The organism is Sphaerotilus hippei, assembly GCF_003201595.1.
Taxonomy (GTDB): domain Bacteria; phylum Pseudomonadota; class Gammaproteobacteria; order Burkholderiales; family Burkholderiaceae_C; genus Sphaerotilus; species Sphaerotilus hippei.
In genome coordinates, this window is the sequence record NZ_QJJS01000008.1 from 1 (window position 1) to 14283 (window position 14283).

15 protein-coding genes and 1 pseudogene are annotated in these 14283 nt (G+C 70.2%); 9 read left to right on the forward strand and 7 right to left on the reverse strand.

What is annotated here, in order from left to right:
* From C7444_RS09925 to C7444_RS09935, 3 genes and pseudogenes are all read right to left on the reverse strand, one after another.
* A pseudogene (locus C7444_RS09925) lies at positions 1-106 on the reverse strand (ribulose-phosphate 3-epimerase); the annotation flags it as partial.
* A 12-nt stretch (positions 107-118) separates the two neighbouring features.
* Positions 119-559, reverse strand: coding sequence for a ribulose bisphosphate carboxylase small subunit (locus tag C7444_RS09930; RefSeq protein WP_110400706.1), 441 nt, complete (start codon positions 557-559; stop codon positions 119-121).
* Positions 560-585: 26 nt separating this feature from the next.
* The gene (locus C7444_RS09935) at positions 586-2052 is read right to left on the reverse strand and encodes a form I ribulose bisphosphate carboxylase large subunit (RefSeq protein WP_110400707.1); all 1467 of its coding nucleotides are present in this window, start codon (positions 2050-2052) and stop codon (positions 586-588) included.
* A 130-nt stretch (positions 2053-2182) separates the two neighbouring features.
* Between C7444_RS09935 and C7444_RS09940 the strand changes: the two genes are divergently transcribed.
* The 3 genes from C7444_RS09940 to C7444_RS09950 all read left to right on the forward strand — a co-directional run bounded on the left by C7444_RS09940 (position 2183) and on the right by C7444_RS09950 (position 4833).
* On the forward strand, positions 2183-3121 hold the full coding sequence (locus C7444_RS09940; protein ID WP_110400708.1) for a LysR family transcriptional regulator: 939 nt from the start codon (positions 2183-2185) through the stop codon (positions 3119-3121).
* Between the two features lie 257 nt (positions 3122-3378).
* Positions 3379-3594, forward strand: coding sequence for a cold-shock protein (locus C7444_RS09945; RefSeq protein WP_110400709.1), 216 nt, complete (start codon positions 3379-3381; stop codon positions 3592-3594).
* Positions 3595-3780: 186 nt separating this feature from the next.
* Positions 3781-4833: an SLAC1 family transporter gene (locus C7444_RS09950; protein WP_110400710.1), complete on the forward strand. Its 1053-nt coding sequence runs from the start codon at positions 3781-3783 to the stop codon at positions 4831-4833.
* Between the two features lie 175 nt (positions 4834-5008).
* On the opposite strand, the gene C7444_RS09955 is transcribed toward C7444_RS09950, so the two are convergent.
* Positions 5009-6409, reverse strand: coding sequence for an O-linked N-acetylglucosamine transferase, SPINDLY family protein (locus C7444_RS09955; RefSeq protein ID WP_110400711.1), 1401 nt, complete (start codon positions 6407-6409; stop codon positions 5009-5011).
* A gap of 192 nt (positions 6410-6601) precedes the next feature.
* Between C7444_RS09955 and fabA the strand changes: the two genes are divergently transcribed.
* From fabA to C7444_RS09970, 3 genes are all read left to right on the forward strand, one after another.
* Entirely contained in the window at positions 6602-7153 is a 552-nt protein-coding gene (fabA, locus tag C7444_RS09960) for a 3-hydroxyacyl-[acyl-carrier-protein] dehydratase FabA (protein ID WP_211317518.1), read from the forward strand.
* The gene (gene fabB, locus C7444_RS09965) at positions 7153-8367 is read left to right on the forward strand and encodes a beta-ketoacyl-ACP synthase I (RefSeq protein ID WP_110400712.1); all 1215 of its coding nucleotides are present in this window, start codon (positions 7153-7155) and stop codon (positions 8365-8367) included. Before fabA ends, fabB begins: the two co-directional genes overlap by 1 nt.
* A 171-nt stretch (positions 8368-8538) precedes the next feature.
* On the forward strand, positions 8539-9834 hold the full coding sequence (locus C7444_RS09970; protein ID WP_110400713.1) for an O-acetylhomoserine aminocarboxypropyltransferase/cysteine synthase family protein: 1296 nt from the start codon (positions 8539-8541) through the stop codon (positions 9832-9834).
* A 43-nt stretch (positions 9835-9877) separates the two neighbouring features.
* Here C7444_RS09970 and C7444_RS09975 read toward each other — a convergent pair whose 3' ends face one another.
* Positions 9878-10873: a recombination-associated protein RdgC gene (locus tag C7444_RS09975; protein ID WP_110400714.1), complete on the reverse strand. Its 996-nt coding sequence runs from the start codon at positions 10871-10873 to the stop codon at positions 9878-9880.
* A 79-nt stretch (positions 10874-10952) separates the two neighbouring features.
* Here C7444_RS09975 and C7444_RS09980 point away from each other — a divergent pair, with 79 nt between their 5' ends.
* Complete coding sequence (locus C7444_RS09980) at positions 10953-11354, forward strand: thioredoxin family protein (RefSeq protein WP_170130699.1); 402 nt, start codon at positions 10953-10955, stop codon at positions 11352-11354.
* Between the two features lie 12 nt (positions 11355-11366).
* On the opposite strand, the gene C7444_RS09985 is transcribed toward C7444_RS09980, so the two are convergent.
* Entirely contained in the window at positions 11367-12029 is a 663-nt protein-coding gene (locus tag C7444_RS09985; RefSeq protein WP_110400716.1) for a histidine phosphatase family protein, read from the reverse strand.
* A gap of 177 nt (positions 12030-12206) precedes the next feature.
* On the opposite strand from C7444_RS09985, the gene secB reads away from it, so the two are divergent.
* Together secB and C7444_RS09995 are read left to right on the forward strand one after the other, a co-directional pair.
* The gene (gene secB, locus C7444_RS09990; protein WP_110400717.1) at positions 12207-12668 is read left to right on the forward strand and encodes a protein-export chaperone SecB; all 462 of its coding nucleotides are present in this window, start codon (positions 12207-12209) and stop codon (positions 12666-12668) included.
* Positions 12669-12750: 82 nt separating this feature from the next.
* The gene (locus C7444_RS09995; protein ID WP_110400718.1) at positions 12751-13746 is read left to right on the forward strand and encodes an NAD(P)H-dependent glycerol-3-phosphate dehydrogenase; all 996 of its coding nucleotides are present in this window, start codon (positions 12751-12753) and stop codon (positions 13744-13746) included.
* A 16-nt stretch (positions 13747-13762) separates the two neighbouring features.
* On the opposite strand, the gene C7444_RS10000 is transcribed toward C7444_RS09995, so the two are convergent.
* Complete coding sequence (locus tag C7444_RS10000) at positions 13763-14233, reverse strand: tRNA (cytidine(34)-2'-O)-methyltransferase (RefSeq protein WP_110400719.1); 471 nt, start codon at positions 14231-14233, stop codon at positions 13763-13765.
* Positions 14234-14283: the final 50 nt, after the last annotated feature.

Consider the following 14283-nt stretch of genomic DNA (forward strand, 5'->3'; position numbering starts at 1 on the left):
CAAAATGTATCCAGTCCGCTCCCGCGGCCAGTACGTTGCGGACCTCTTCTCCCAGCCGGGCGAAGTCGGCCGACAGGATGCTGGGGGCGATGCGGTGCATGGTCATGTCCCCGTCGATTCAGGCGCCGTAGCGCTCGCCTTCGGGCTGGCTGCTGGCATATGCACGCACGCTGTAGCGCATCGTGCGGCCGTGCACGTCCTGGCGCTCCAGCGTGAAGCCGGGCTCGCGGGCGGGCCGGTGGACGAGGAAACTCATCACGATGCTCTCGACCCCCCGGGTCGAGTCGAAGGCCATCAGGCGGATGTAGTGGTGCGCGAAGGTCTGGCGACACTGCCGCAGCTCGAGCATCACGCCGGCGGCGTCCTGCAGGTCGAACATCGGCATGCCGTGCATCTCCCAGTAGGTGTTGCGCGGATGCGGATCGTCGGTGTACTCGACGCTCCAGGCGTAGCCACGGTCGAGGCCGTACTGCACCTGCAGCGCGATCTCGGCGTCGCTCAGGTCGGGCAGGAAGCTGAACATGCCCTGGGTGATGCGGCCGGTCGGGTTGGTCATCATGGCGAGGTTCTCCTTGGGCGTTCGGTTCAGGCCACCGACGCGGTGACGGCGTAATCGCTGGTGTCGGTGGAGGCGTAGTTGAAGGACACGTCCTTCCAGGTCTCCAGCGCCTGCTTCAGCGGGGTGCAGAACTGCGCCGCCTTCTGCAGGATCTCGGGGCCTTCGTTCCTGATGTCGCGGCCCTCGTTGCGGGCCTTGACCATGCATTCCAGCGCCACCCGGTTGGCCACGGCACCGGCCTGGATGCCGGCCGGGTGACCGATGGTGCCGCCGCCGAACTGCAGGATCACGTCGTCGCCGAACAGGTCGATCAGCTGGTGCATCTGGCCGGCGTGGATGCCGCCCGAGGCCACCGGCATCACCTTGCGCAGGTCGCACCAGTCCTGGTCGAAGAACAAGCCGCGCGGCAGGTCCTGCCGGGTGTAGCTGTCGCGGCAGACGTTGTAGTAACCCTGCACCGTCATCGGGTCGCCTTCGAGCTTGCCCACTGCCGTGCCGGTGTGCAGGTGGTCGACGCCGGCCAGGCGCAGCCACTTGGCCATCACGCGGAAGCTCACGCCGTGGTTCTTCTGGCGGGTGTAGGTGCCATGCCCGGCGCGGTGCATGTGCACGATCATGTCGTTCCTGCGCGCCCAGTTGGCGATCGACTGGATCGCGCTCCAGCCGATGATCAGGTCGACCATGATCACCACCGAGCCCAGCTCCTTGGCGAACTCGGCGCGTTCGTAGATGTCCTCCATCGTCGCGCCGGTCACGTTCAGGTAGCTGCCCTTGACCTCGCCGGTGGCCGCACTCGCCTTGTTGACGCCTTCCATCACGTAGAGGAAACGGTCGCGCCAGTGCATGAAGGGCTGCGAGTTGATGTTCTCGTCGTCCTTCATGAAGTCCAGGCCACCCTTCAGGCCTTCGTAGATCACGCGGCCGTAGTTGCGCCCGGAGAGGCCCAGCTTGGGCTTGGTGGTGGCGCCCAGCAGCGGACGGCCGAACTTGTCCAGGCGCTCGCGTTCCACCACCAGGCCGCAGGGCGGGCCCTTGAAGGTCTTGACCAGCGCCACCGGCATGCGGATGTCTTCCAGTCGCGCAGCCTTGAGTGGCTTGAAGCTGAAGACATTGCCGATCAGGCTGGCGGTGATGTTGGCGATCGAGCCCTCCTCGAACAGGATGATGTCGTAGGCCACCCAGGCGAAGTGCTCGCCCGGCCGGCCCGGCACCGGCTCCACCTTGTAGGCCTTGGCGCGGTAGCTGTCGCAGGCGGTCAGGCGATCGGTCCAGACCACCGTCCAGGTGGCGGTGCTCGATTCGCCGGCCACGGCGGCCGCGGCCTCGATCGGGTCCACGCCGTCCTGCGGCGTGATGCGGAACAGGCACAGCGTGTCGGTGTCCTTGGGCACGTAGTCGGCGTCCCAGTAGCCCATCTGGCGGTACTTCAGGACGCCGGCGCTGTAACGCTGGCGAGCGTCAAGGATGACGCCTTCTTCGACGGGTCGGTTCATCTCGGCTCCTCGTGCTGGGGGGATTCAGTGGCCGTTGACGGCGCGGTGAAGCCAATGTAGGTTTCGAGGCAGATAAGTGGAATTCAGAAGTTGTTGGCTTCGAATTAAGAAACGCTGAATCGACCCCGCGATGAAAAACGTCACCTTCCGGCAGCTGCGGGTCTTCACCGAGGTCGCCCGCCACCTCAGCTTCGTGCGCGCCGCCGAGGCCCTGCACCTGACCCCCCCGGCCGTGACCATGCAGGTCAAGGAGCTGGAATCGGCCCTCGAGCTGCCGCTGTTCGACCGGCAGGGTCGCCAGGTGAGCCTGACCACCGCGGGCGAGTACTTCCTGGTCTACGCCCGGCGCCTGCTGGCCACGCTGAAGGATGCGGACGACGCGATGGCACGCCTGCGGCTGCTGGAGACCGGCCTGCTGACGGTGGGCCTGGTCAGCACGGCGAAGTACTTCGTGCCGCGCCTGCTGGTGCAGTTCAGGCAGGAGCACCCGGGCGTGGAGGTCAAGCTGCAGGTCAGCCCGAACCGGGCGGAGCTGCTCAAGCTGCTGGGCAACAACGAGGTCGACCTGGCCATCATGGGCCGCACCCCCAACGAGATGGCGATGCGCAGCGAACCGTTCGCCGCCCACCCCCTGGTGTTCATCGCCCCGCCGGGCCACCCGGTCGGCGAGTTCGGGCACCCGCCGCTGTCGGTGCTGGAGCCCTACCCCTTCATCGTGCGCGAACCCGCGTCAGGCACCCGGGCCGCGATGGAGAAGTTCTTTGCCGAGCGCCAGTTCACGCCATGCATCGCGATGGAGATGCCGAGCAACGAGACCATCAAGCAGGCGGTGATGGCCGGCATGGGGCTGGGCTTCGTCTCGCTGCACACCATCGCGCTGGAACTGCAGGCGCGGGCGCTGCAGCTGGTGCATGTCGAGCACACGCCGGTGATGCGGACCTGGTTCGTCGTGCACCGTCAGTCACGGGTGCTGTCGCCGGCCGCCGAGGCCTTCCGCTACTTCGTGCTCGAGCATGCCGAGGCCTTCCTGGCCCGCCAGGACGGACCGCTGCTGGCCGAGCCGCACTGAGCCCGCCTGCGGGTCGGACCGGGGCCAGGCAGCCCATCACGAAAAAAGCCCGGCAGTCAAGCCGGATCGCATGTACACTGCTCCCACAGAAATGCACAAGACCCGTTTTGCAAGGTCTTCCCTCACCGCTTCAGTGCTCTGCATTGAAGCCGGCCAGCTCGAATCCCGGTTGGATGTTTCTTGAGTGTCTCTGCATGCACGTGCCACGCTTCGTGGCTGCGTGTTTCTTCATCAATTGCTCAACAAGGAACATCTCCATGAGTACGCTTCAAACTGGCACGGTCAAGTGGTTCGACGACGGCAAGGGCTTCGGCTTCATCACGCCGGCCGACGGCAGCAAGGACCTGTTCGCTCACCACAGCGAAATCAAGAACAACGGCGGCTTCCGCACGCTGGCTGAGAACGCCCGCGTCGAATTCGAAGTCAAGCAAGGCCCGAAGGGCCTGCAAGCGGCCAACATCCGCACGATCTGAGGTCACGTGCCCCTCGTGGGGCGCTGATCCGATCCGGCAGCATCCAATGCTGCCACCCGAAAACCGCGGCTTGCCGCGGTTTTTTGTCGTCTGGACGGCAACGACGCCGATCACGGCGAGGCCTCGACACCTCGGGCATGATCGCCCGGTGGCGCCGTGCCACCCCTGAACCCGTCCGGATCCGCCATGGCCCCTGCTGCCCCTCCGCTCCAATTCCTGTCCCCCGCCTGGTTCTCGATCGTGCTGGGGTTTGCCGGCCTGTCCCTGGCCTGGCACCGCGCGATGCCGCTGATGGGTGAAGCCGCCGAGGCCCTGGCGCTCGCCTGTGGCGGCGTGGCCTTGCTGGTGTTCGTCGCGCTGGCCGCCGCCAGCGTGCTGCGACTGCAACGCCACCCCGGGGCCTGGCGCGACGACCGGGCCCACCCGGTGCGCCATGCGTTCATCGCGGCCATCCCGGTGGCGCTGATCCTGCTGGCCACGGTGTCGACGGCCCTGTTCGGCAGCACCTTCGTGCCACCCGAAGCACGCCGGTCCGGTGTTTCGCCCGGATGGCTGCAGCAGGTGACCGGCGCCGTGTGGGGGCTGGGTGCGCTGTCGCTGATCGGCGTGTGCGTGTGGGTGATGCGCCGCTGGTGGCTGGGCAACCGGGCCGGCGGACTGCAGTGGCAGGTGCTGACCCCGGTCCTGTTCATCCCGGTGGTCGGCCATGTGCTGGTGCCGCTGGCGGGCGTGCCGCTGGGGCATGCGCAGTGGTCGGCGGCGCAGTTCGGCATCGGCCTGCTGCTGTGGCCGGTCGTGCTGACCCTGCTGCTGGTGCGCCTGGCCACGCAGGGCCTCTGGCCGGAGCGCCTCATGCCGTCGACGATGATCCTCGTGGCCCCACCGGCGGTGATCGGGGTGTCGGCGCCGCTGCTGGGCGCGCCGGAGCTGCTGGGCTGGACGAGCTGGGGCATCGCCCTGTTCATGCTGCTGTGGGTGGGCGGCCTGCTGCGCCGCATGACGGGCCAGGCCTTCACGATCGGCCACTGGGCCGTGTCCTTTCCGCTGGCGGCGCTGGCCGCGCTGACGCTGTCCCTGGCCCGCCCGGGAGACCTGATGGCCGTGCTGGGCCCGCTGCTGCTGGCGTTCACCTCGGTGGTGTTCGTCGGGCTGACGCTGGGCACGGTGCGTGGCCTGCGCCAGGGCACGCTGCTGGCACCGGAGCCGATCGCGACCTTGCTGCCGGTCGGTCCGGGCTGACCGGGCCGCCACCCCGCCCGAGCGCCGCCGTGCGGCATCACGCCGTCGGCGCACGACCCGCATCGCCGCCGGCCGCGAGGTCGAGTTCATCGAGATCTGGACCCGCTCCGAAGCCTTCCGCCGGGCCCACGCCAGGGCCGGCCAGCGGAAGGAAGGGCCTCGACCTCGGCCCGCCTCAGTTCGAGGGCGGCGACGTCGTGCGCTGAAGGCCGGCGCCCAGCGCCACCGGGGCCAGGCCGGCTCCGTGCCGCTGCCACATCGCCTCGTACAGCGCCTCCAGGTCCCGCGCATAGGCGGGCACGTCGAACAGCGCGCAGCTCAGGCGCTGCTCGGCCAGGCGCTGGCGCAGCCGGCCCAGCCGCGGCGGATCACCGGCCAGCGCCAGGGCCAGGTCCGCATACGCCTGCAGGCTGTCGGTCACCAGCTCGGGCAGGCCGGCGGCATGCAGCAGGCTGCCCGCGACCCGCGCGGCGAACGTGTCGCCCGCACAGGTCAGCACCGGCACGCCGGCCCACAGCGCATCGCTGGCCGTGGTGTGGGCGTTGTAGGGCAAGGTGTCGAGCACCAGATCGGCCAGCTGCAGCCGCCCCAGGTGCTCGACCTGGGGCCGGTCCTCGGCGAACACCAGCCGGTTCGGATCGACCCCGCGGCGCAGCGCCTCCTGGCGCAGCTGGCCTTCGGCCTGGCGGTCGCCGAGCAACCAGAGCACGCTGCCCGGGGTCAGCGCCAGCACCAGGCACCAGATGTCGAACACGTCGGGCGTGAACTTCCAGGCCTGGTTGAAGCAGCACAGCACCAGGCCCTCGGCGGGCAGGCCGACCGAGGCCCGGGTCGGTGCCGGGCCGATCGTGCCGTGCCGACCGCGGGGCTGGTAGCTGTGCGGCATGCGGGCCAGCGCCTCGCTGTAGTCGCCGGCCGCCGCTGCCGGCGTGACGAAGGCATCGCTGATGAGGTAGTCGCAGAAGTCGCCGCCCGAGGTGCCCGGATAGCCCAGGAAGCTCACCTGCACCGGCGCGGGCCGGTAGGTCAGCACGGCGGTGCGGGTGGCGGCGGTGTAGCCCTTCAGGTCGATCAGGATGTCGATGCCGTCCGCATGGATGCGCCGCGCCACGGCCAGGTCGTCGAGCGGACGGATGTCGGTGAAGGCCTCGAAGCGGGCCTGCAGGCGCTGGCGCATGCCACGCCCCTCGTCGGCCCCGTAGCTGTAGGCATGCAGCTCGAAGCGCGCCCGGTCATGCGCCTCCAGCAGCTCGACCATCAGCAGCGCGGTGGCATGCTCCTGGAAATCGGCCGACAGGTAACCCAGGCGGATCGGCCCGGCACGCGCCGGGCGCAGCGCCAGGTCGAACTCGTCGTGCAGCCGGGCGCGGTCGACGGCGCTGGCCTCGAGGCGGCCGGCCATCCAGCGCTGCGCGCAGCGCCGCTGCTCACCGGCGGTGATGCCGGGCAGCGACAGCAGATGGAAAGGCGACAAAGCGGCTGCGTCCGGATCCGCCAAAGCCGCCACCGCCTGCCGCTGCCAGCGCCCGAAATCGTCCCAGTCGCACAGCGCACGGCTGCGGGCATAGTGTTTCATCCGACCCCTCCGGTGATGGCCAGTGGATGCAGCGCAAGGTCCGCGCCCGTTGACACCCTCGTGACAGGCATCAAGGTCGACGTCGGACTGGCGCCCGCCGCGCTTGGTACATTTACGAGTTCGCGACGTCCTGCGCCGGGCTCGGCCCGGCCACCCCTGCAGTCGCCCTGTGCCCCTTCTTACCGCTGCCCCATGACCACTGCCACCGCCTCGTCTCCCAGCCAACGTGACCTGGGTCGCCATTCCTATGACCGCGACGCGCTGCTGGCCTGTGGCCGCGGAGAGCTGTTCGGCCCCGGCAACGCCCGCCTGCCGCTGCCCAACATGCTGATGATGGACCGCATCGTCCGCATCGACGACACCGGCGGCGAGCACGGCAAGGGCACGATCGAGGCCGAACTCGACATCGTCCCCGACCTGTGGTTCTTCGGCTGCCACTTCGAAGGCGATCCGGTGATGCCGGGCTGCCTGGGCCTCGACGCGCTGTGGCAGCTGGTCGGCTTCTGGCTCGGCTGGCGCGGCAACCCCGGCCGCGGCCGGGCGCTCGGCGCCGGCGAGGTCAAGTTCTTCGGCCAGGTGCTGCCCAGCGTCAAGAAGGTCACCTACCGCCTGGATCTCAAGCGTGTCATCGAGCGCAAGCTGGTGATGGGCATCGCCGACGGCCACATGTATGCCGACGGCCGCGAGATCTACACCGCCACCGACCTGAAGGTCGGTCTGTTCACTTCGACGGAAAACTTCTGATGCGCCGCGTCGTCGTCACCGGATACGGCATCGTCTCGAGCATCGGCAACAACGCCGACGAGGTCGCCGCCAGCCTGCGCGAGGGCCGTTCGGGCCTCACCTTCAACCCCGCCTATGCCGAGAAGGGCATGCGCTCGCAGGTCAGCGGCCGGCCGACGCTGGACCTCGAGGCCACGATCGACCGCCGCACCCTGCGCTTCATGGGCGACGCTGCCGGCTACTCCTACGTGGCGATGCAGCAGGCCATCGCCCACGCCGGCCTGACGCCGGAGCAGGTCTCGAACCCGCGCACCGGCCTGGTCGCCGGCTCGGGCGGCGCCTCCAGCCTCAACCAGGTCTGGGCCGCCGACACGCTGCGCGCCAAGGGCATCAAGCGGGTCGGCCCCTTCATGGTCACCAAGACCATGGGCAGCACGGTCTCGGCCTGCCTGGCCACGCCCTTCGGCATCAAGGGCGTGAACTACTCGATCACCTCGGCCTGCTCGACCAGCGCGCACTGCATCGGCCACGCCGGCCAGCTGATCGCCTGGGGCAACCAGGACGTGGTCTTCGCCGGTGGCGGTGAAGAGGAGAGCTGGGAGCTGTCGCTGCTGTTCGACGCGATGGGCGCGATGTCCAGCTCCTACAACGACACGCCGGCCAGCGCCTCGCGCGCCTTCGATGCCAGCCGCGACGGCTTCGTCATCGCCGGTGGCGGCGGCATGCTGGTGCTGGAGTCGCTCGAGCACGCCCAGGCCCGCGGCGCCAACATCCTGGCCGAGCTGGTGGGCTTCGGCGCCACCTCCGACGGCCACGACATGGTCGCGCCGTCCGGCGAAGGCGCGGTGCGCTGCATGCAGCAGGCGCTGGCCAACGTGAAGACGCCGGTCGACTACATCAACGCGCACGGCACCTCGACGCCGGTGGGCGACCTGGCCGAGCTGGGTGCGGTGCGCCAGGTCTTCGGCGACCACATCCCGGCGATCAGCTCGACCAAGTCGCTGACCGGCCACTCGCTGGGCGCGGCCGGCGTGCAGGAGGCGATCTACTCGCTGCTGATGCTGCGCGACGGCTTCGCCGCCGCCTCGGCCCACATCGAGAACCTGGATCCGGCCGCTGAAGGCATGCCCATCCTGCGCGAGCGCCGCGATGCGCCGATGAACACGGTGCTGTCCAACAGCTTCGGCTTCGGCGGCACCAACGCGACGCTGGTGTTCTCGCGCTACGCCGGCTGAGTGCCGCGAAACGGTGCCGCCCCACTCCAAGGGCGGCACCACGTCCCCGGGCCTGCGGCACGCAGGTATCCGGGCGACGCATCCTGATCCTCGGAAAACACGCTTGCCCCTTTCGCGAGGCATGCCGCAAGATGGCCGGATCGCTCAACATCCGGCACCCGAGGACGATTGATGACCCAAGATCCCCGCAGCACCTGGCGTTTCGAGACCCTGTCCGTGCACGGCGGCTACTCGCCCGACCCGACCACCAAGGCGGTGGCCGTGCCCATCTACCAGACGGCGGCCTACGCCTTCGACAGCGCCCAGCACGGCGCCGAACTGTTCGACCTGAAGGTGCCGGGCAACATCTACAGCCGCATCATGAACCCGACCAACGACGTGCTGGAGCAGCGGCTCGCGGCACTCGAAGGGGGCATCGCGGCGCTGGTGCTGGCCTCCGGCCAGGCGGCGGTGACCTACGCGATCCAGACCATCACCGAGGCGGGTGACAACATCGTCGCCAGCAGCGCGCTCTATGGGGGCACCTACAACCTGTTCGGCCACACGCTGCCGCAGTACGGCATCCAGACCCGTTTCGCCGACTGGCGCGATCCAGCCAGCTTCGAGCCGCTGATCGACGAGCGCACCAAGGCGGTCTTCGTCGAGTCGCTGGGCAACCCGCAGGGCAACATCACCGATTTCGAGGCCATCGCCGAGATCGCCCACCGCCACGGCGTGCCGCTGATCGTCGACAACACCGTGCCCAGCCCCTACCTGTGCCGCCCGATCGAGCACGGCGCCGACATCGTCGTGCACTCGCTGACCAAGTACCTGGGTGGCCACGGCACGACCATCGGCGGGGCCATCGTCGACTCGGGCAAGTTCCCGTGGGCCAAGTACCCCGAGCGCTTCAAGCGCCTGAACACGCCCGAGGTCAGCTACCACGGCGTGGTCTACACCGAGGCGCTGGGCCCGGCGGCCTACATCGGCCGCGCCCGCACCGTGCCGCTGCGCAACATGGGCGCGGCGCTGTCGCCGTTCAACGCCTTCCTGATCCTGCAGGGCATCGAGACGCTGGCGCTGCGCATGGACCGCATCTGCAGCAATGCCGTGGCGGTGGCTCGGCACCTGACGCAGCACCCCAAGGTCGCCTGGGTCAACTACGCCGGCCTGGGAGACCACCCCGACCACGCGCTGGCCCGCAAGTACCTGGGCGGGCGTGCCTCCGGCCTGTTCACCTTCGGCGTGCAGGGCGGCCGCGCGGCCGGCGAGCGTTTCCTCGATGCGCTGCAGCTCTTCACCCGGCTGGTCAACATCGGCGACGCCAAGTCGCTGGCCACGCACCCGGCCTCGACCACCCACCGCCAGCTGTCACCGGACGAGCTGGCCCGGGCCGGCGTGACCGAGGACACGGTGCGCCTGTCGATCGGCATCGAGCACGTGGACGACCTGATCGCCGACCTGGAGCGGGCGCTGGCGCAGGTGTGAGCCGGCACGGCCCGGCACCGCCGGGCTGTTCATGGCCGCGGGCTCAGGCCTCCCACGGTGGCAGGTCGGCCGATGCCGCGCCGGGCGCGGCCGGCGGCTCGACCGGCAGCACGGGTGCGACCGGCAGCGCCGGCATGCTGCCCGGGGCCTGCTCGCCACCGAGGGCATCGAGCAGGTCCGGGATGAGCTGGCTCAGCTCGCCGGTGGCGATGGCCGCATCGGCGTCGAACTCGTCCTCCCCGCCCCCGCCGGCCTGGCCTTCGTAGACGCCGTCGAGGAAGGTGATCTTCTTGACCTGCAGCGTGTCGGTCAGCAGGAAGCTGACGCGGTCGTTCCAGGTCATGGCCAGGCGCGTGGGCACCTTGCCCTGGGTCAGGATGTGCTGGCGCACCTCGTCGCTGTCCAGGCCGTGGCGGGCATAGCGCACCACCGACTTCATCTCGTCGGTCGACTTGAGCTCGCAGTCGCGGTCGACGGTGAAGATCGCCGGCGGCTCGCCGCTGACCAGCCATTCGGACATCGCCGCCTGAGGCGACACGGCGGTGTGGATGGGCGCGAGCGCCAGCCCGTCGACCGCCTGCACCAGCGCGGTGACGACGTCGTCGGCCCGACCGGGGCTGGAGGCGTCGACGACCATCAGGCGGGCCGCCGGGTCGATCCAGACCAGCATCGCCCCCTGCTTGGTGAAGGCCATGGGCAGCAGCTCCAGCGTGGCCTGCTCCTTGATCTCCTTGCTTTCCTTGCGGCCGGGCTTGCGGCCTTCAGTCTGCTCGATGTGCGCGCAGATCTCGTCGACGCGGCGCTTGACCACCGAACCGGGCAGCACCTTCTGCTCGACCATCATCTTCATCAGCCACTGGCCGCCGACGGACTCGACCAGCACGCCGTGGCCCTTGCCACGGGGCTCGATCCAGCCGGCCGACATCGGCTGGCTGGCTCCGCAGGGCACGAAGCGGCGGGAGTCGAGGGCCGCCTCGACCTGCTCCAGCGACGCAGACCAGTCGGGACCGACACGAAAGAGGATCAGGTTCTTGAACATGAGCAGACGGGTCGACGGACCCGGCGATGAGCAACGAGGGGCGCATTGTCCACGCCCGGCTCTGGCACACTCGCTGGCCATGCCTGATGCTGAGAATGCCGCCGTCGCGGCCGATCCCCGCCCACGCCTCGTCGCCTGCCTGTGCGCCGGCTGGTGCACCGCCTGCCAGGCCTATCGCCAGACCTTCGCCGACCTGGCGCGCACCGAGACCGACACCCGCTTCGTCTGGATCGACATCGAGGCCCATGCCGATGCGCTGGGGGATGCGGCGCTGGAGATCGAGAACTTCCCCACCGTGATGCTGCTGCAGCACGGCCGGGTCGAGTTCTTCGGCACCATCCTGCCGCATGCCGGCACGCTGGCGCGCATGCTGGTGGCCGCGCGCTCGGGGCACCTGGCGCGGGGCGGCCAGGACGAGGTGGCCGCCCTGCTCGCCCCCGCCGTGCAGCGGCTGGCCGATCGCCTCCGGCCCGAGGCCTGAGCGCCGGGGCCTTCAGGCCGGCGGGTGCAGCTCGCTCAGCGGCGTGGTCGAAGGCTGGCGCGGCAGGTCGGCCAGGTGGGCCTCGTCGCCCCAGTCCACGACGTGCAGGCGCTCGTCCTGCCAGCGCAGGCGGTTGACGCCGGCGTTCGGGATGCTGCAGCGCCGGGCGCCCCCGAGCGGCAGGCCGTGGGCGGTACGCCAGAACATGTCGAGCACGCCGCCGTGCGTCACGACCAGCACGTGCCGGCCGGCATGCTCCAGCGCCAGCGAGCGCAGCGCGCCGAACACGCGGGCGTGGAAATCGAGGTTGCTCTCGCCCCCGCCGGGCAGCGCGAAGTCCGCCTCGTGACGGGCCCAGGCCGCCCAGAGCTCGGGGTGCTCGCGGATGATGACCGGCGCCTCATGGCCCTCGAACTGGCCGAAGCACTGCTCGCGCCACTGCGCGCAGTAACGCGCCGGCAGACCCAGGCGATCGAGCAGCGGCTGCGCGGTGGCACGGGTGCGGCTCAGGTCGCTGACGACCACGGCGTCGAAGCGTTCGCCGGCCAGTCGATCGGCCAGCCGCTGCGCCTGCAGCTGCCCCAGCTCGTTGAGCGGGACATCCAGTTGTCCCTGGAAGCGGTGGACGCGATTCCAGTCGGTTTCGCCGTGGCGCACAAGGGTGAAATCGGTCATGGCATTCCGTGCAGTCGACCGCCGAGTATGCGCCGGACACGTGACGGACGCACCCGTCCGGGACGCCGAACAACGCACGAATGCCGCGATGGGCTGCTGCCATAATCCCGCCGGCCCGCACGAATGGCGCGCGGGCTTCCGCCTTCCCTTGAAACGCTACCCACACCGAGATCGACCATGGCCGACGAACAAGACGCAGCAGGTGCTCAACCCGTGTTCCAGATTCAGCGCGTCTACCTGAAGGACCTGTCGCTGGAGCAGCCCAACTCGCCCGAGATCCTGATCGAGCAGGGCCAGCCGGCGGTGGACATCAACCTGGGCGTCGAGGTCAAGCCGATCGCCGACGGCATCTTCGAGGTGGCCGTGACCGCGACCGTGACGACCTCGCTGTCCGAGCGCACGCTGTTCCTGTGCGAGGCCAAGCAGGCCGGCATCTTCGAGATCCGCAACATCGATGCCGAGCAGATGCAGCCGATCCTGGGCATCGCCTGCCCGGGCATCGTCTACCCCTACCTGCGCGCCGTGGTGGCCGACGTCATCAGCCGTGCCGGCTTCCCGCCGGTGCACCTGTCGGAAGTCAACTTCCAGGCGATGTACGAAGCCCAGCAGCAGTCCAACGGCGCTGCGCTGAACTCCTGAGCCAGCCGCGCCCGGCCACGCCCCTGCGGTCGTCGAGGCCGGGCGGGCCGGCCCGGGTGCTTCCATCCCCATGAAGTCCGAGATGCAGATCACCGTGCTGGGCGCTGGCGCCTGGGGCACCGCCGTGGCCGCCGCGGCCGCGCTGCGCCACCCGACCCTGCTGTGGGCCCGTGACCCGCAGCAGGCCGACGCGCTCGCCGCGCAGCACGAGAACACCCGCTACCTGCCCGGCGTGGCCCTGCCGCCCGCGCTGCGGATCAGCGCGGACCTGGCGCATGCGCTGGCCCACGCCACGCGGCCGCAGGACCTGCTCATCGTCGCCACGCCGATGGCCGGACTGCGCTCGATGCTGACGCAGCTCGCCCAGGCCCGGGTGACCGCCGCCGTGATGTGGCTGAGCAAGGGCTTCGAGGCCGGCACCGGCTGCCTCGGCCACGAGGTGGCCCGCGAGGTGGCGGCGTCGCTGCGCACCGGCGTGCTGTCGGGGCCGAGCTTCGCGCTCGAGGTCGCCCGCGGCCAGCCGACCGCGCTGGTGGCGGCCAGCCCGGACGTGACCGTGCGCGACGCCGCGGTGCGGGCGCTGCACGCCGGCCACCTGCGCATCTACTCGTCCGAGGACGTCGTCGGCGTCGAGGTGGGCGGCGCGCTGAAGAACGTGCTGGCCATCGCCACCGGCATCGGCGACGGCCTGGGCCTGGGCCTGAACGCCCGGGCCGCGCTGATCACCCGGGGCCTGGCGGAGATGAGCCGCCTGGGCGGGGCGCTGGGCGCGCAGCCCGAGACCTTCATGGGCCTGTCCGGCCTGGGCGATCTGGTGCTGACGGCCACCGGCGACCTGTCGCGCAACCGGCGGGTCGGGCTGAAGCTGGCCGAAGGCCTGCCGCTGCCGCGCATCCTCGAGGCCCTGGGCCACGTGGCCGAAGGGGTCTACACCGCCCGCACCGCGCTGGCGCGGGCCGAGTCCGCCGGCATCGAGGTGCCGCTGACCCGCGCCGTGGTCGACGTGCTCGAGGGCCGGCTGACCCCGGCCGCCGCCGTGCAGGCGCTGATGCAGCGCGAGGCCCGCGCCGAGCACTGAGCGCCGGAGCGGGCGCTCAGACGCCGCCGGCGTAGCCGTGCTGGCGCCAGGCGTCGAACACCGTCACGGCCACCGCATTGCTGAGGTTGAGGCTGCGCTGGCCCGGGCGCATCGGCAGGCGCACGCGCTGCGCGGCCTCGAAGGTGTCGCGCACCTCGGCCGGCAGGCCGGCGGTCTCGCAGCCGAACACCATCCAGTCCCCCGCCTGCCAGCGCACCTCGGCCACCGGCCGGCTGCCGCGGGTCGTGAAGGCGTACATCGAGGCTGGATCGGGCACCTGGGTGGCCAGGAAGTCGGCCCACGAGGCGTGGCGGCGCACCGGCGCGTACTCGTGGTAGTCGAGCCCCGCACGGCGCAGCAGCCGGTCATCCATCGAGAAGCCCAGCGGCTCGACCAGGTGCAGCTCGCAGCCGGTGTTGGCCGCCAGGCGGATGACGTTGCCGGTGTTCGGCGGGATTTCGGGGTGGACCAGGACGATGCGGAACATGCGGGCGATGGACGTGGACGACAGGGAGAAAGGCCGGCCGGCAGGCTCGG